The sequence below is a fragment of the Rathayibacter sp. AY1H3 genome, assembly GCF_002932015.1.
The window spans coordinates 57,175-73,752 of record NZ_PSUU01000011.1 but is presented as its reverse complement, the minus strand read 5'-3'; the positions used below and the strand labels follow the sequence as shown (position 1 = coordinate 73,752).

The following is a 16,578-nucleotide window of genomic DNA, read 5'->3' as shown; positions in this document are numbered from 1 at the left end:
GACCTCGACGCTCCCGCACCGAGAACGGCGGGCGGCCCGCGAGGGACCGCCCGCCGTCACGCTCCCGCGGTCAGCGGATCGTCGTGCTCGCCGTGTCCGCGTTGCTGCGGATGGACGGGTCCGGCGTCTTCGTCGAGAACGCCGCCGCCAGCGCGGTCGCCGTGCCCGAGACGGCCGCCCTCACCGTGATCTTCTCCGACACGGTCCGCCCGTCCGCCAGGCCGGCCCGCTGGAACACCACGACGTTCCCGACCCTGGTGTACGAGCCGGTCGCCGAGACGAACTGCACACCCGCGGGCAGGACGACCTGCGAGAAGACCGACCCAGACGCAGCCGGACCGGCGTTCGTCGTGATGAGGGTGTAGGTGAGCGTCCTCCCCTTCACCGCCGAGGCCGGCCCGGAGAGGTCGACGCGCAGATCGGCCTTCGTCGCGACCTGCTTCGGCGAGACCGTCAGCGTGCTCGTCGCCCGAGCCGTGCCCGCCGAGTTCGCGGCCTGGATGCTGAAGGTGGTGGTCCCGGCCGTGGTCGGCGTCCCGGAGAGGCGCCCGGTCGCGTCGAGGGTGAGTCCGGCGGGCAGTGCGCCGGAGACCAGGGAGACCGACGGAGCGGGCGTGCCGCTCACCGCGTAGCGGAAGTCGTAGGCCGAGCCGACGACGCCGGCCGCGACCGTCCCGGAGAGGGTCGGCGCGACCGTCGGCGACGAGACGGTGACGGTGCTGGTGGTCTCCGCGGAGGCGGTGCCGGCGCGGGCCGCCAGCGTGAACGTGAAGGTGCCCGGCGCGGACGGAGTCCCGGTCAGGCGCCCGGCCGGAGTCAGGGTGAGGCCGGACGGGAGCGCACCGGAGGAGACGGCCACCGACGGCGCGGGGAAGCCGGAGACGGTGTAGCCGAAGTCGTAGGGGGTGCCGACGACGCCCGGCCCGGGGGTGCCGGAGATCGCCGGTGCAGCGGCGGCGGGGGAGACGACGACGGTGCTGGTGGTCTCCGCGCTCCCCGCAGCGTTCGAGGCCCGCAGGGTGAAGGTGGAGCGTCCGTCGGCGGTCGGCGTCCCGGTCAGGCCGCCACGATCATCGAGGCTCAGGCCGGCGGGGAGCGTTCCGGAGACGAGCGAGACCGTCGGCGCCGGTGTGCCCGTCACGCTGTAGTCGAAGTCGTACGGGGTGCCCACCGTCGCGGCGGGCGGGTCGCCGGCCAGGGTCGGCGCGACCGTCGTCTCCGCCACGGCGAACGAGTGCGGGGCCCCGACGGTGGCGCCGAAGGGGTTCCGCGCGGAGACGGCGAAGGTGGACGTGCCCGCGGTCGTCGGCGTGCCGGAGAGGACCCCGGACGCGCTGAGGGACAGGCCGTCGGGGAGGGAGCCGGAGGCGACCGCGAACGAGGCGGAGCGGTCGGCTGCGAAGGTGTACGAGGCGGCCGCTCCGAGCGGCCCGGACGCGGGAGGAGCATCCGCCGTCAGGACCGGACGCGGGCCCCGGGCGAGCACGTGATCGGGTCCGGCTGCGAGAGCCGTCGTGCCGGCGAGGCCGGCGGGTGACTGCAGCTGCCCGCCCGAGCTCCGGCCCCAGCCGACGATCGTGCCGTCGCCCTTCAGCGCGAGGCTGTAGTCGGACGCGGCGGCGATCGCCACGACCCCGGACAGGCCTTCCGGCACCGTGGTCTGGCCGTAGTCGACGACGACCGAGTCGGAGCTCGCGCCCCAGGCGACGACGGTGCCGTCCTCCTTCAGCGCGAGGCTGTGGGTCTCTCCCGCCGCGACGGCCACCACGCCCTCGAGCCCCGCGGGGACGTCGGTCTGCCCGTAGAGGTCCCAGCCCCAGGCGACCACCCTCCCGCCGGACACGGCGAGGCTGTGGCGCTGGCCCGCGGCGATGGCCGTGACGCCTCCGAGGCCGGCCGGGACCAGGCCCTCGCCCAGCCCGTTGCTGCCCCACGACGTGACGGTGCCGTCGTTGCCGAGCGCGAGGCTGTTGTCGCGGGAGGACGAGATCGCGACGATCCCGGTCAGCGCGGCACTCCTCGACACCTGCCCGTCGCCGTCGTAGCCCCAGGAGACGACGGTCCCGTCGCTCTTCAGCGCATGGCTGCTGTAGTCGCCGGCGGAGACCGCGACGACCCCCGTGAGACCGTCGGGGACGCTGGTCTGCCCGTACGACCCGCGGCCCCAGGCGACGACCCCGCCGTCGCCTTTCGCGGCGAGGCTGTGGGTCCGGCCCGCGGCGAGGGAGAGGACGCCCTCGACCCCGGCCGGGACCGTGGTCTTCCCGTCGGTGCCGCTTCCCCAGGCCGCCACCCCGAGGACAGGGGCGGACGGAGCGGCGACCGCCGCGAGAGGAACGGCGGTGCCGACGAGGAGCGCGACGGCCGCGGTCAACCCGAGCAGACCCCGCCGGAGCCGCCGCGCCGCTCCTGGATCCCGCGGCTGCGACGTGCCGTCCTGGACGGCGGGCGGACGAGGGACGGTGCTGGAGCGCATGTGCTGCCTTCGATCGGGACGGCCCTCATCGGCCGTCCTCGAACCGTGGCACGGCCGTCCCGCCGCTGACAATGTCCTCTAGCGGCCCTGTCCGGAAGAGGGCGCCGCGGAGCTCCGCGGAGGGGACGTAGGCCCGGTCTCACTGCGGCCGAGCGCTCCCGCCGCGGGCCCGTGACGGTCAGCGCATCCCGAGGGACGCCGTCGCGTCCGGACCGCTCAGCGGGGTCGGAACGGGGACCCCGGCTCTCCCGCGTACGGGGCGTCCGCCTGGTCGAAGTCCCAGCGGCCCGCGGTGGACGGGCGGACGACGGGGGTCTTCGTCGGGGTCGGCGTCGCCGACGGCGCCGGCGCGGCGGCCAGCCCGGCGTGCCAGCGGAAGATCGCGTCGATGCCGTCCTGGTTCACCCACGACGGTGCGTTGTGGCCGAGCGCGTGCGTCCGGACGGTCGCCTCCCTGGCCGTGGCCGTCGCCTTCTTCACGAGGGCGAGCCCGTGCAGTGCCGGCGGCACGCTCGGGTCCGGGTGGGCCGTGTCGGACACCACCGCGCGGATGTTCGCGCCGGCCCAGGCGGAGGCGGGCAGCCGCTTCGGGTTGTGGGAGTCGATCTGAGCGGTGCTGCCGCCGAAGGCACCGCCGATCGAGAAGCGGCCCCGCGTCGTGCGGTCGTGGGTGTCGCGGAGGTCGTAGACGCCGTTGACCAGGTAGACGCCGTTGATGCCGGGGAAGACCCGCGCGCCGTAGTCCTCGCAGGCGAGCGCGCCGCCGGCCGACATCGCCCAGAGGTAGCTGGCGGCGATCGGGAACTGGCCGGAGAGGTAGGCGTAGCCGTTCCGCTGGTGCTTCTGCGCGGTGTCGTTGGTCCAGATCGTTCCGCCGAGCGTCTGGCAGATCGCGATGGCGCCCCGCTCGACGGCGAGCTCGGCCGGGTACGCGAAGACGCTGGACAGCGAGGTGTGGTCGGCCTGCGCGGAGTGGATGAACCAGATCACCGGTACCGCCGCGGCCTGCCGCGGCTTCACCGTCTGCGGCACGAAGATCCGCGCGAGGTCGCCCGCGATCGAGACCGTGAGGACGTCGTAGAGCACGCCGCGGTTCTTCGTCCTCACGTTGATCGTGCGGGTCCTCTCCCCGGGCAGGCCGGGCACGGGGGAGGCGGAGGCGGAGGCGGCCGGGAGCGTCGCCGCGCCCAGAGCGAGAGCACCCGTGAGGGCGCCGCCGATGACGGCGCGCCGCCGGAGGCCGGGAGTTCGAGAGGGGGGTACTGCTGAATCGTCGGGGGACACGGGGGCTCCTCGTGCAGGGACCGCGAACCGACGAGGTCGGCGGAGCGGTCCGGGTCGGCGGGGGGTGTGCCTGCAACGCTAGCCGGAGGACCGGCCGGACGACCCGTCGATGCGCGCCAGTCGCGGGACGGCGGAGGGACGACGCCGCACGGACGGAACGGTCGGCGGCTCGGCGACCGCATCGGCGGCGGATCGAGGCGCTCAGGAGGCGAAGGAGAGGCCCGTTCCTGATCGTCCGCCCCGCCGGTTCCGACCCTTTCGCCCCGTTCGGGAGCACTTCCCCGCACCGGTCTGGCCCCCCGGTGTGAAGGCTCCCAGGTTCCTCGCGCTCGTCGGCGGACCGGTGCCAGCGTGAAGGGACCGAGAAGCAGAAGGAGAAACGACCATGACTCTTCGACGAACTCTTGCCACCCTCGCCCTCACGGGCGCCATCGCCTCCGTCGGCGTCGTCGCTGTCGCGACGCCCGCCTCCGCGGCCGAGGTCGCGAACGGACAGTACGTGAGCGCCGGGAACTACGCGTGCGGAGCCCAGGAGGTGGCCACCGGCGCCACCCTCGGACCCGAGGGCGTCCTGCGCCAGCGCGCTCTCGTCTTCCGCAACTGCGGGTCGAGCACGGTCGAGCGCAAGGCCGACATCATCGCCGACTTCGACGGCAGCTGCTACTCCGTGGCGCCGGGCAAGGCCCGAGTCCTCGACGCGCTGTTCGTGGCGGCGGGACGCAACACCTACCGCGCGTCCAAGGCCTGCTGAGGTCGCGTGCTCCGCCGGAGGGGCGGGTCGGGGACATCCCCGGCCCGCCCCTCCAGCTGTCCGGAACGACCACGCCGTCCGAGCCGTCCTCCCGTCGACCCGCCCGAGCATCACTCCAGCACAGGCCCCAGCTCCGCCAGGACCTCCGCGACCCGGGCCCGCGCCCGTGCACCGAGCCCGCGGACCGGACGCGGGAGGCAGCGCGCCTCGGCGAGACCGAGCTGCTCCGCCATCGCTGCGACCACGCGGTAGCTGCCGCCGTGCTCCGCGAAGAGGTCCCAGACGGGCTGCAGGCGTGCCGATCCCGCGATCGCGGCCGCCTCATCGCCCGACTGCGCCGCCCGGGCGATCGACAGCGCCGTCCGCGGGAAGATGCCGCCGATCACCGAGTACCAGGCGTCGCAGCCGCCGAGCAGCCCGCGCGCACCCGCGGCGTCCCCCGAGACCCCGACGGTGACCCCCTCCGGCACCCGCGCCCGGATCTCGCTGACGCGCGCCGCCGCGGCGCCCGGTCCCTCCGGCACGCCGGGGATCTTGAGGGAGGCGACCTGCGGCAGCCGGGCGACGGCCCCGTAGAGGTCGTCGGAGAAGGAGAAGCGCGTCGTCCCGGGGTTGTCGTACACGACGAGCGGCACCGAGAGCTGAGCCGTCACGTCTTCGTAGAGCCCCAGCACGTCCTCGTCCGTCAGCGGCTGGTAGCCGAGCGGCGCCAGGAGCACCGCGCTCGCTCCGGCGCTCTGCGCGTCCTCGGCGAGCGCCAGCACCTGCGAGGTGCGCAGCGCCCCGATCCCGACCACGACCGGCACCGGGCCGGCGCCGCGGACGGCGATCTCGGCGGCGCGCCGGCGCTCGCCGCGGTCCAGGTACGGAGCCGAGCCGGTCGAGCCCAGGGCGCCGATCGAGTCGACTCCCGCCCGCGCGAGCCGCTCGACGAGAGCGGCGAACGACCGCTCGTCGATGCTGTCGTCGCGGAGCGGTGTGAGGGGGAAGGCGCTGAGTCCGGTGAGCACGTCGGTCCGTTCGCTGAGGGCGGGAGGGGCCCGGACAGTCTCCCCGGCGGCAGGGGCCCGGTCGAGGCTAGAACCGCCGGGGGCCGGGGGACCAGCCGTCACTCCGCGTCGAGCACCACTCGGGAGTGGAGTCCGAGCCGGTCGAGGAACGCCTCGTCGTGGCTGACGACGACCAGGCCGCCCCGCCAGGCGGCGAGAACGTCGACGAGGTGGTCGGTCGTGGCGAGATCGAGGTCGTTCGTCGGCTCGTCGAGCACGAGCAGCTGCGGAGCCGGCTGCGCCAGCACGAGCCCGGCGAGCGCGACGCGGAACCGCTCGCCGCCCGAGAGCGACGCGATCCTCCGATCGACCACGTCGCCGCGCACCAGGAGCCGCGCGAGGGCGTTCCGCAGCTCGACCGCAGGACGATCCGGCGCGGCCCGGGAGACGTGCTCCCGCACGGTGGCCTCCTCGTCGAGGAGTCCCTCGCGGCGCTGGGGGAGCCAGCCGACCCGCTCCGTCAGCGCTCGGGCCGTGGTGCCGGCGAGCGGATGCTCCCGCGCACCCGGCGCCCCGACGAGGTGCTCGAGCAGGGTCGTCTTCCCCGTCCCGTTCGCGCCGACCACGGCGATCCGCTCCGGCCCCTGGAGCACCGTCGTCCGGCCGCGCACCGTCACCTCCGCCAGCCGGCGCCCGGCCGCGACCCCGGGGTCCGGCAGGTCGAGGCGGACCCGGTCGTCGTCCCGGACTGCTCGCGACGCTGCGTCGACCTGCTCGCGCGCCCGCGCCTCCGCGGCCCCGTGCCCGGAGCGCAGCCGTCCCGCGGTCGCCTCGGCTCGTCCTCTCCGCGCGTTCGCGAGGATCGCGGGCATCGACTCCGCCGATCGCGCCCCCGCCCGCGCGCGGCGGGCGATGGTCGTCTCGGCCTCGATGCGCTGCCGCCGCTCGGCGCGGAGAAGCCGGTCGGCGTCGCGCAGATCGCGCTCCGCGGCCGCCTGCTCGAGGGCGAGCCGCTCCTCGAACGCCGAGAACGTCCCGCCGGAGGTGCGGACCGCCCCGTCGCGCAGCTCCGCGATCTCGTCGACGTGCTCGAGCAGCTCCCGGTCGTGGCTGACGAGCACGAGCGTCCCGCGCCACCGGTCGACCAGGTCGAGCAGAAGCCCTCGGGAGCGCCGGTCGAGGTCGTTCGTCGGCTCGTCGAGCACGGCGATCGGCCGACCGCGCAGCCGGACGCCGGTCACGGCCGTGAGGACGGCCTGCCCTCCGGAGAGGGTCGCGACCGGCCGCAGCAGGTCCGCCGCCTCCAGGTCGAGACCGGCGTCGCCGAGTGCGGCGAGCGCTCGGGCCTCGAGGTCCCAGTCGTCCGCGAGCACCTCGAAGTGCCGCGGATCCGCGTCGCCGCGGAGGATCGCGTGCAGAGCGTCCAGGCGATGCCGGATCCCGAGGAGATCGGCGACGGTGTCGTCGGGCCCTCGCCGGAGGCGCTGGGGCAGCAGGTCGACGGGTCCCGTCGTCGAGACGCTCCCGGCGGTGGGGGAGAGGCCGCCGGTGACGAGGCGGACGAGGGTCGACTTGCCGGCGCCGTTCGCGCCGACGAGACCGGTGCGCCCGCGTCCGAACGCAGCGGTGACGCGGTCGAGGACGACGGAGCCGTCGGGCCAGGCGAACGTGCAGTCGTGGAGGACGACGGCGGGCGGGGTGGTGCGGGACGAGGAGGGCACGGTGCTCCAGTGGTCGGTGTCGGCGCACGACGACCACCGGGCTCCGAGGGAGCAGGGGCTCGCCCCTGAGGGGCGGGCACGGGGGACGTCAGTGCGAGAGCAGCTGCTGCGTCGTGGACGCAGTACCGGTGCTGGAGCGCAAGAGTCCGTCTTCCGTGCGGGGGGCCCCCGTGACCGCGAGCCGCTGGATCGGCCGGTGTGGCGGCCGCACCGACGTCGCGGCTCGCGACGAGGTACCCGACGACCGTACGTGCCCGTCGATACACGCGCAACCGTGACCGACTGCTCGTCCGCGGCCTGCGTCCGTCGGCGCCGTCGCGCGGCTCGCGGCGGACGGCTCTCCACCCACGGCGGGACGGCCGGACCGCCCTGGTATGCACGCTGCTGCCCACCGGTCGAGGGGGTCGCCGGCGGGCCCTCCCGTCGCCGGGCCCTCACTACGCTGAGCCCATGGTGACCATTCGCGACGTCGCGGCCGATGCGGGGGTGGCCCGCAGCACGGTGTCCTACGTGCTCTCCGGCAACAAGAAGCTCCCGGAGGCGACCCGCCTGCGCGTGCTCGCGAGCGTGGAGCGGCTCGGCTACCGGCCCGACCCGATGGCGCGGGCCCTGGCGCTGCGGCGCACGAACATCCTCGGCTTCTTCGCCTCCGTCGATCCGGAATCGCGGCAGACCGATGTCGACGTCTTCATGCGCTTCGTGCGGGCGGCGATGTACGCGGCCCGCGCCCGCGGCTTCGACCTGCTGATGATGGGCACGGGCGAGGGGGAGCTCGCGCGCGACGTCCTCGCCGATGCGCTCGTCGTGATGGACATCCGCCGGGACGACCCCCGGCTGCCGGTCCTCGCGAGCATCGGCCTGCCGACCGCGCTGGTCGGCTACCCGGGCGAGGGCAGCCCGTTCAGCGCGATCGACCTCGACTTCGACGGCGCGGCGCGGGTCGCCGTCGACCACCTCGCCGACCTCGGGCACGTCGAGATCGCGGTCCTCGGGATGGGCCCCGACGCCTACGAGAGCGGCTACGCCTTCGCCCTGCGGTTCCGCGAGGGCTTCCTCGACCAGTGCCGCCTGCGCGGCGTGCGGGGCGCCGTCATCCCCAGCACCGACGACGTCGACGACTGGTTCGAGCAGGCGCAGGAGCAGCTCCCCGGCCTGAGCGCCGTGGTCACGCACGGGCCGGGCGTGCTCGAGCCGTTCCTGCAGCGCCTCAGCGGCCTGGGCCTGCGCGTCCCGGAGGACTGCTCGATCATGACCATCGCCCCGGAGGCGGTGATGCGGCACGCCGACCAGCCGGTCACCGTGGTGGATCTGCCCGGCGACGAGATGGTCTCGCGGGCGGTCGACCTGGTGCTCGACGAGCTCGCCGGCACCGCGACTCCGGGAGTGACGGAGCTGCTGCCCGCGGTGGTCGTGGACCTCGGCACCACCGCGCCCTTCTCGCCGGGCACCAGCCGGGGCGTCGTCCCCTCGTGGAGGCGGGCGCGCGGCTGACGTCGACCGGGTCGCCCGGGGCGTTCCCCGGGCGATCGGTGAACCGGTTCTCCGAAATCTATTGAACCGGTTCTCCGACTCGGTTAGGCTCGCCACGACTTCCGGACGGACCGCCCCAGCGGGCGCCCCGGAGGGTTTTCCCGGCGCGAGCGCTCCGCTCGTTCCGACCGTATTCAGAGAGGAATACCGTGAAGAACAGCATCCGACGGGCCGCAGGCGCCGCCTCCCTCGTCCTCATCGCCGGAGTCGCCCTCAGCGCGTGCAGCGCACAGGGAGCGGGCGACGACTCGTCGAAGTCGCTCACTCTCTGGGACAGCTTCACCCAGTACGACGCGTCCTCCCCCTACGGCCAGCTCCTGGCCGGCTGCGAGGCCTCGACCGGGATCACCCTCGAGCGCACCTCCGACCCCGACCTCACCACCAAGCTCCTGCAGTCGGCCGCGTCGAAGACGACGCCGAACCTGGTCGTCCTCGACAACCCCAACGTCGCGAAGTTCGCCGACACCGGCCTGCTCGTCGACAACGCCGCCTCCGGGCTCGACACCAGCGACGTCCTCCCGAACGTGCTCGCCGCCGGCCAGCTGGACGGGAAGACCTACGGCTCGTCGATCGGCTCGAACACCCTCGCGCTCTTCTACAACAAGGCGCTCTTCGAGGCCGCCGGCGTCACTCCGCCGACGACCTGGGACGAGCTGACCACCGCCGCGAAGGCCCTCACCGCGGGCGACGTCACCGGGCTCGGCTTCTCCGCTATCGGCACCGAGGAGGGCACCTTCCAGTTCCTGCCCTTCTTCTGGGGCTCCGGTGCGACCCTCGAGGACATCTCCTCCGACGACGCCGTCTCGGCGCTCGCGCTCTGGACCGACCTGGTGAAGAGCGGCTCGGCCTCGCAGGCGAACGTCAACGCCAACCAGCAGGACGTCCGCGACCAGTTCCTCGCGGGCAAGCTCGGAATGATGGTCAACGGCACCTGGCAGCTCTCCGCCCTCGACGAGGCGGGCATCGACTACGGCGTCGTGCCGATCCCGGCGAAGGACGGGGGAGCGGCACCGAGCCCGCTCGGCGGCGAGTTCGTCGAGGTGGTCGCCTCCGACGCCGCGAAGCAGACCCTCGCCACGGAGTTCGCGCAGTGCGTCATCCAGCCCGACAGCCTGAAGGCCTGGGCGGCCGGCCAGTCGTACATCATGCCGTACGCCGACGCGGCCGCCGAGCAGGCGACCGAGGACCCCGCGCTCCAGCCGTGGGTCGAGGCCATCTCGGTCGCGCAGGGACGCACCAGCGACCTCGGCGTCGCCTACCCGGACACCTCGAAGGCGCTCTGGACCGCGATCCAGGAGTCGCTGACCGGCTCGAAGACGCCGCAGGCGGCCCTCGACGACGCCGCGGCGAGCCTGAAGTAGCGGCCGCATGACCGACCCCGCCGTGCTCACGGCGCCGGTCGCGGGCGGGGCGGCCACCAGGCCGCCCGCCCGCCGCCGACCCCGCTCCCACCTCCGCCTCGCCGCCGCCGCGTTCATGGCGCCCGTGGTGATCTTCCTCGCCGTCTTCTTCGTCTACCCGATCATCCGCGGCGTCGTCCTCAGCCTCCAGGACTTCGGACCGTCGTCCTTCGTGACCGGGATCGCCCCCTTCGTCGGCTTCGACAACTACGTCACGGTCGTCACCGATCCGATCTTCGCGAGCATCGCCTGGCACACCGTGGTCTTCACCGTGGTCTCGCTGGTGGGCCAGTTCACGATCGGCATGGCCCTGGCGCTGTTCTTCAGCCGCCGGTTCCCGCTCTCGGCGACGTTCCGCTCCCTCATCCTGCTGCCGTGGCTCCTGCCGCTGATCGTCTCGGCGACGGCCTGGCGCTGGATCTTCGACCAGCAGTTCGGCATCCTGAACGCCGCGATCGGCACGCCGGTCGGCTGGCTGACCGATCCGTCCGTCTCGCTGTGGGCGGTCATCATCGCCAACATCTGGCTGGGCATCCCGTTCAACATGGTGCTGCTGCACGGAGGCCTGCAGGGCATCCCCGAGAGCCTCTACGAGGCCGCGGCACTGGACGGCGCCTCGCGCTGGCGGTCCTTCTGGAGCATCACCTGGCCGCTGCTGCGACCGGTGACCTCCGTCACGCTCCTCCTCGGCCTCGTCTACACGATCAAGGTGTTCGACGTCATCTGGATCCTCACCAAGGGAGGCCCGGCCAACAGCTCGCACACCCTCGCGACCTGGGCCTACGAGCAGTCCTTCACCGACCTGCAGTTCGGAGTCGGTGCGGCGGCCGGCCAGATCCTCGTGATCGTCGCCCTCGTCTTCGGCGTGATCTACATCCGCGCCCAGCGCAAGGAGGACCTCGGATGAACCGGCACACCACAGGGCTGCGCCGCGGGATCGACGTGGTCATCGCGATCGTGCTCTGCGGCTTCCTCCTCTTCCCGCTCTACTGGATGGTCAACGTCTCGCTGACCAAGCCGCAGAACCTGATCCAGACCCCGCCGAGCCTGTTCCCCGGCGACCCGACCCTCGACGGGTACGTGCAGGCGTTCTCGACGCAGCTGCCGAACCTCATCACGAGCCTCGTGATCTCGATCGGCTGCGTGATCCTGACGCTGGCGATCGCCCTGCCCGCCGCTTTCGCGATGGCGAAGTTCCGGGTGCGGGGGACCGGCGTCGTGATGTTCGTGTTCCTCCTCGCCCAGATGATCCCCGGGATCGTCCTGGTCACCGCGCTGTTCGCGATCTACAACGCGCTGGGGCTGCTCAACACCTATCCGGGCCTGATCCTCGCCGACGCGACCGCCTCCGTGCCGTTCGCGGTGATCATCCTCCGGGCCTTCATGCTCGGCATCCCAGACGAGCTGATCGAGGCCGCGCGGATCGACGGTGCGAGCAACTGGCGCTCCTTCGTCTCGATCGTCATCCCGCTGAGCCGGAACTCGATCGTGACCGCGGGCCTGTTCTCGTTCCTGTTCGCCTGGGCCGACTTCCTCAACGCGAACTCGCTCACCTCGGGCAACAGCATCGTGCCGTTCACCCTCGGCCTCTACCGCTACATCGGATCGACCACCACCAACTGGAACGGGATCATGGCGACCGCCGTGATCGCCTCCATCCCGGCCGCCGTGCTGCTGATCGTGGCCCAGCGCTACGTCGCCGCCGGGGTCACCGCCGGCGCGGTCAAGGACTGAGCGCCGTGCCCGACTCGAGGAAGCAGGAGCACATGGACACCGACGCGTTCGCGCTCGAGGGGGACCGCCTCGTCTGGCGCGGCGACGGCGAGACCGTCGTCGTCGAGCCGTGGGGGAGGGACAGCGTCCGGGTCCGCGCCCGCCGGTCCGGGGAGGTCCTCGACACCGACTGGGCGCTGATCGCCCCCGAGCGCCACGCGCCGGAGGTCTCGATCGAGGGACCGCGGGCGACGCTGCGCGCCGGCGGCATCACCGTCGTCCTCGAGCAGCAGGAGGGCTACGGGTACCAGACCGGCTACCACGAGCTCTCCTGCTCCCTCTCCTTCTACGACCGTCGGGGGGAGCTGCTCTTCCGAGAGCTCGGGAGCGGGGGAGCGCTCAAGCTGCGCGCCCGCGAGCAGCGTCCGCACCTGGGCGGCGACTTCCGGCTGACCGCGCTGTTCGAGACGTCCCCCGACGAGAAGCTGTACGGGATGGGGCAGTACCAGCAGGACATCCTCGATCTGAAGGGCTGCACGCTCGAGCTCGCGCACCGCAACTCCCAGTCGAGCGTCCCGTTCGTGCTGTCGAGCCGCGGCTACGGGTTCCTCTGGCACAACCCCGCGATCGGCCGCGCGACTTTCGCAGCCAACCGCACGGAGTGGTCCGCCGAGTCCTCCCAGCAGCTCGACTACTGGGTGACCGCGGGGGAGACCCCGGCCGACATCACCCGGGCCTACGCCGACGCGACCGGGCACGTCCCGATGATGCCCGAGCACGGCCTCGGCTTCTGGCAGTGCAAGCTGCGCTACTGGAACCAGGAGCAGCTGCTCGAGGTCGCCCGCGAGCACCGGCGCCGCGGCCTGCCGATGGACGTGATCGTGGCCGACTTCTTCCACTGGCCGCACATGGGCGACTTCCGCTTCGAGGAGGAGTTCTGGCCGGATCCGTCCGCCATGGTCGCCGAGCTGCGCGAGCTCGGGATCGAGCTGATGGTCTCGGTCTGGCCGCAGGTGTCGGTCGAGTCCGAGAACTACATCGCGATGAAGAAGGGGAACCTCCTCGTCAAGGCCGAGCGGGGCCTGGACCTGCACATGCAGTTCGAGGGTCCGAGCGCGTTCTACGACGCGACGAGCCCCGCCGCCCGGAGGTTCGTCTGGGAGGCGTGCCGGCGCAACTACGGCGAGCACGGGATCCGGCTCTTCTGGCTCGACGAGGCCGAGCCCGAGTACGGCGTCTACGACTTCGACAACTACCGCTACGCCGCCGGCCCCGCCGTCCAGGTCGGCAACCTCTACCCGCAGGCGTTCTCCCGCGGCTTCTTCGAGGGGCAGAGCGAGGGCGGGGAGACCGCGATCGTCAACCTCGTCCGCACCGCGTGGGCGGGCAGCCAGCGCTACGGTGCGCTCGTGTGGTCGGGCGACATCCACTCGACCTTCGCAGACCTGCGCCACCAGATCACGGCCGGCATCCACATGGGCGTCGCGGGGATCCCGTGGTTCACGACCGACATCGGAGGATTCGCCGGGGGAGACCCGTCGGATCCGGAGTTCCGTGAGCTCCTCGTGCGCTGGTTCCAGTTCGGCGCGTTCAGCCCGGTGATGCGCCTCCACGGCGACCGCGCGCCGTCGGCCCCGGTCACGGCCGCCGACGGGACCCGCCGCGCCGCGACCGGAGCCGCGAACGAGGTGTGGAGCTTCGGCGAGGAGGCCACGCCGATCCTCACCCGCCTGCTGCATCTGCGCGAGACCCTGCGCCCCTACACGCGCGAGGCGATGCGGGAGGCGCACGAGCTGGGCCAGCCCGTGCTGCGCGCGGTGTTCCACGAGTTCCCGGGGGACCCGGAGGCCTGGGATCTGGCCGACCAGTACCTCTTCGGCTCGGACCTGCTGGTGGCTCCGGTCACGCACGCCGGAGCCGTCTCCCGACGGGTCTACCTGCCCGCCGGGGCGCGCTGGACGGAGCTCTCGACGGGCGCCGAGCACGAGGGCGGGCAGTGGATCGTCGCCGACGCGCCGCTGGCCGTCATCCCGGTCTTCGCGCGCGACGGCCGGCAGGCGCACCTCGTCGGGCAGCTCTGAGCGGAGGCTCCCCGCTGACCGGAGGGTTCCGCCGCGAGGAGCGCCCCCGCGTCAGCCCGTCCCCGCGAGCCAGAAGTCGACCGCGTCGGGGGACGGGCGCCCGGCGACCCGGACGACGTCGCCGAACTCGAGCACGCTGTCCGGATCCTCCTGGACGGCCGGCCACCGCTCGCGGCCGGCGGCGTCCGGATCGCCGTGGGAGACGAACGCGAGCCAGCGCGCGGTCATCTCCTGCTCGAGCCGGCGGTCGACGTCCGTGTAGTCGGCGTCGCCGTCCGCCCCGAGGTTCCCGTACGCGTACATCACCTCGGCGCCGTGGTACGCGCCGAACCGCTCGAGTCCGCTCTCCGGGGGAGTGCGCGTGAAGATGTAGGCGTGGACGCCCGCCCGCCCGGTCCGGGCGGCCGTCAGCGCCCAGAGCCGCATCGGGGCGGTCATCGTCCGGTCGCTGTCGGCGCGCAGCCGGGAGTCGACGACCTGGTCCTCGACGGCACCCGGGTACAGCGCGAGGAATCGGTCCGCGTCGTCTCCGTGCTCCCGGCGCACCTCCTGCTCGTAGGCGTCCGGATCCGGGTCGACGCCTCCCAGCAGATCGAGCGAGGTCTCGTCGGAGTTACTGCCGAGCAGGAGGGGGACGTCGTTCTGCCGACCGGCCTCGTAGACGGCGAGCGGCGTGTCGGGGAGGACGACGCCGTCGATCGAGGGCCACCAGTGCTGCGAGAGGCCCGCGGCGGCCGCGACGATGCGCTCGGCCGGCAGGGCTCTCATCTCGGCGAGGCTCGCCCCGCCGAGGGCCTCGCTCAGGCGCGCAGCCGCCTCCCGTGCGGTGGCGGCGTCGTCGTAGAGGTCGCCGGCCTCGCGATCTCCCGCCGACCCCAGGCATCCTCCGCTCTCCCCGATGATCCCGTGGAGGAGGCCGGCCGCGAGGGGCGAGGCCCCGAGGATGCAGGCGCTGCCGGAGCCGGCGGACTGGCCGGCGACCGTCACCCGCCCCGGGTCCCCGCCGAAAGCGGCGATGTTGTCCTGCACCCACTGCAGAGCGGCGACCTGGTCGAGCAGTCCCTGATTCCCCGGGGTGCCGCCGCCGAGCACATCACCGGCGAGGAAACCGAGGACGCCCAGACGGTAGGCGACGGTGACGACCACCGCGCCCCGGGAGGCGAGCGCCGCGCCGTCGTAGGCGGGGAGGGCGCCGGACCCCGAGACGAACGCGCCGCCGTGGAGGTAGACGAGGACCGGGCTGGAGTCGCCCGCCCCGCCGGCCGGCGTCCAGATGTTCAGGCGGAGGCTGTCCTCGTCCGTCGCGTACCCGCCGAGGAGCGTCTCCTCCAGCGGCAGGTCGAGCACGCGGGTCGCCGCTCGGGAGAGGAACGTCGGCTCCGGCTGAACGGCGGAGGGGCCGAAGTCGTCGGCCACGAGGGTCGCCGACCGCTGCGGGGCCGGCCGGGGCGCCTCCCAACGCAGCGGGCCGACCGGGGGAGCGGCGTAGGGGATCCCCGCGAAGGCGTCGACCCCGGCCGCGGCGTCGTGCACACCGACGACGTCGCCCTGCCGGGTCGTGACCGGGGCGGTGTGCGGACCGGCGAGCGTCCGCGTCGCCGGGAGAGGACCCGCGGCGAGCGCGACGGCTCCGACGAGCCCTGCGGACGCGACCCAGGCCGCCGTACGCAGCATCCAGTGCCGGTGCCGCCAGCTCCTCGAGACGGCCGCGATCAGGACCGCGGCCGCCGCGACGACGAGCCACCCCCACCACTCCACCCGGTTCAGCCAGGCGAGGACCGCCCCGATGAGCACGACGGTCGCGGTCGGCAGCCACGGGGACCGTCGCCGTCGAGGTTCGGGCGTTTCAGTTTTCGATACAGTATGCATTGAAAACGAAACGTACTGATAAGGCCCATTCAGCGCAAGGATCCGAATAGGCTGGGGGCGTGGTCACAGGCGAGCAGGCTCCGGTCCGGCGGAGGAGCGAGACGCGACGACGTCTCCTCGCCGCGGCCGCCGAGCTCTTCGAGAGCACGGGCACCATCGGCCAGCGCGTCGAGGACATCTGCGCGCAGGCGGGCTTCACCCGCGGCGCGTTCTACTCGAACTTCGCCGGTGTCGACCAGCTCTTCCTCGCACTCCACGAGGAGCAGGCCGCGAGAGTGTGGGGGAGCCTGCAGGAGGCCCTCGACGTCCAGCTGCAGGAGGAGCACCGCGCGGCGACCCTCGACGGCGCCGTCCGCTCCCTCCTCGACGCGCTCCCGTCCAGCCGCGAGTGGTTCTCCCTGCGGTCGGTGCTCCTGGCACGCGCTGCCGCGGACCCGGAGTTCGCCGAGCGGATGATGATCGACGACGACCGCGTCTCGCGCGAGCTGGGCGAGCGCTTCGCCACCCTCGCGGCCGTGCACGGCCGCGTCCCCGCCGTCGAGTCCGCCGTCCTGGCGAAGGCGGTCGTCGCGGCGCACGTCGGGTCGGTGAGCCAGTGGCCCGTGGACACCAGCGCCGAACTCACGCAGCGCATGGTCGTCGCCGCGGTGATCCGAGGCCTCACCGTCGAAGCGCCCGGTCTGCCATCGGAGCGCGGCGGCGATCGATGACGTCCTGTCGCAGGAGCGTTGAGGGGAGCCGATCGCCATCCCTGCAGAACGGGA

Annotated in this window: 12 protein-coding genes; 7 read left to right on the top strand and 5 right to left on the bottom strand. The window is 73.3% G+C overall.

What is annotated here, in order from left to right:
- Positions 1-70: 70 nt before the first annotated feature.
- Both C5C33_RS06430 and C5C33_RS06425 read right to left on the bottom strand, forming a co-directional pair.
- On the bottom strand, positions 71-2,476 hold the full coding sequence (locus tag C5C33_RS06430; protein WP_104260704.1) for a putative Ig domain-containing protein: 2,406 nt from the start codon (positions 2,474-2,476) through the stop codon (positions 71-73).
- A gap of 216 nt (positions 2,477-2,692) precedes the next feature.
- A complete protein-coding gene (locus C5C33_RS06425; RefSeq protein WP_104246834.1) occupies positions 2,693-3,760 on the bottom strand; it encodes a hypothetical protein in 1,068 nt (355 codons plus the stop codon).
- Positions 3,761-4,145: 385 nt separating this feature from the next.
- Between C5C33_RS06425 and C5C33_RS06420 the strand changes: the two genes are divergently transcribed.
- A complete protein-coding gene (locus C5C33_RS06420) occupies positions 4,146-4,511 on the top strand; it encodes a hypothetical protein (protein ID WP_104222056.1) in 366 nt (121 codons plus the stop codon).
- Between the two features lie 110 nt (positions 4,512-4,621).
- Here C5C33_RS06420 and C5C33_RS06415 read toward each other — a convergent pair whose 3' ends face one another.
- Both C5C33_RS06415 and C5C33_RS06410 read right to left on the bottom strand, forming a co-directional pair.
- Positions 4,622-5,521, bottom strand: a complete 900-nt coding sequence (locus tag C5C33_RS06415; protein WP_104222054.1) for a dihydrodipicolinate synthase family protein — start codon at positions 5,519-5,521, stop codon at positions 4,622-4,624.
- A gap of 98 nt (positions 5,522-5,619) precedes the next feature.
- Positions 5,620-7,221 carry an ABC-F family ATP-binding cassette domain-containing protein gene (locus C5C33_RS06410; RefSeq protein ID WP_104260703.1) on the bottom strand — a complete coding sequence of 534 codons (1,602 nt, stop codon included), beginning with the start codon at positions 7,219-7,221 and terminating at the stop codon, positions 5,620-5,622.
- A 450-nt stretch (positions 7,222-7,671) separates the two neighbouring features.
- Here C5C33_RS06410 and C5C33_RS06405 point away from each other — a divergent pair, with 450 nt between their 5' ends.
- The 5 genes from C5C33_RS06405 (at position 7,672) to C5C33_RS06385 (ending at position 13,945) form a co-directional block, all read left to right on the top strand.
- Entirely contained in the window at positions 7,672-8,712 is a 1,041-nt protein-coding gene (locus C5C33_RS06405) for a LacI family DNA-binding transcriptional regulator (RefSeq protein ID WP_104222050.1), read from the top strand.
- Between the two features lie 188 nt (positions 8,713-8,900).
- Positions 8,901-10,112, top strand: a complete 1,212-nt coding sequence (locus C5C33_RS06400) for an extracellular solute-binding protein (RefSeq protein WP_104222048.1) — start codon at positions 8,901-8,903, stop codon at positions 10,110-10,112.
- 7 nt (positions 10,113-10,119) lie between these two features.
- Entirely contained in the window at positions 10,120-11,058 is a 939-nt protein-coding gene (locus C5C33_RS06395) for a carbohydrate ABC transporter permease (protein WP_104225253.1), read from the top strand.
- Positions 11,055-11,885 carry a carbohydrate ABC transporter permease gene (locus tag C5C33_RS06390; RefSeq protein WP_104222044.1) on the top strand — a complete coding sequence of 277 codons (831 nt, stop codon included), beginning with the start codon at positions 11,055-11,057 and terminating at the stop codon, positions 11,883-11,885. The genes C5C33_RS06395 and C5C33_RS06390 overlap by 4 nt, the downstream gene beginning before the upstream one ends.
- A 32-nt stretch (positions 11,886-11,917) precedes the next feature.
- On the top strand, positions 11,918-13,945 hold the full coding sequence (locus C5C33_RS06385) for a TIM-barrel domain-containing protein (RefSeq protein ID WP_104246851.1): 2,028 nt from the start codon (positions 11,918-11,920) through the stop codon (positions 13,943-13,945).
- Between the two features lie 51 nt (positions 13,946-13,996).
- Here the strand turns inward: C5C33_RS06385 and C5C33_RS06380 are convergent, their stop codons facing one another.
- Positions 13,997-15,739, bottom strand: coding sequence for a carboxylesterase/lipase family protein (locus tag C5C33_RS06380; protein ID WP_219812155.1), 1,743 nt, complete (start codon positions 15,737-15,739; stop codon positions 13,997-13,999).
- A gap of 134 nt (positions 15,740-15,873) precedes the next feature.
- On the opposite strand from C5C33_RS06380, the gene C5C33_RS06375 reads away from it, so the two are divergent.
- A complete protein-coding gene (locus tag C5C33_RS06375; RefSeq protein ID WP_104246829.1) occupies positions 15,874-16,524 on the top strand; it encodes a TetR/AcrR family transcriptional regulator in 651 nt (216 codons plus the stop codon).
- The last annotated feature ends 54 nt before the right edge of the window (positions 16,525-16,578 follow it).

What these genes read in the sequence shown, in the direction of transcription:
- C5C33_RS06385 (WP_104246851.1), top strand. Translation starts at nt 11,918, where the DNA reads ATGGACACCGACGCGTTCGCGCTCGAGGGGGACCGCCTCGTCTGGCGC.
- C5C33_RS06395 (WP_104225253.1), top strand. Translation starts at nt 10,120, where the DNA reads ATGACCGACCCCGCCGTGCTCACGGCGCCGGTCGCGGGCGGGGCGGCC.
- C5C33_RS06390 (WP_104222044.1), top strand. Translation starts at nt 11,055, where the DNA reads ATGAACCGGCACACCACAGGGCTGCGCCGCGGGATCGACGTGGTCATC.
- C5C33_RS06430 (WP_104260704.1), bottom strand. Translation starts at nt 2,476, where the DNA reads ATGCGCTCCAGCACCGTCCCTCGTCCGCCCGCCGTCCAGGACGGCACG.
- C5C33_RS06405 (WP_104222050.1), top strand. Translation starts at nt 7,672, where the DNA reads ATGGTGACCATTCGCGACGTCGCGGCCGATGCGGGGGTGGCCCGCAGC.
- C5C33_RS06420 (WP_104222056.1), top strand. Translation starts at nt 4,146, where the DNA reads ATGACTCTTCGACGAACTCTTGCCACCCTCGCCCTCACGGGCGCCATC.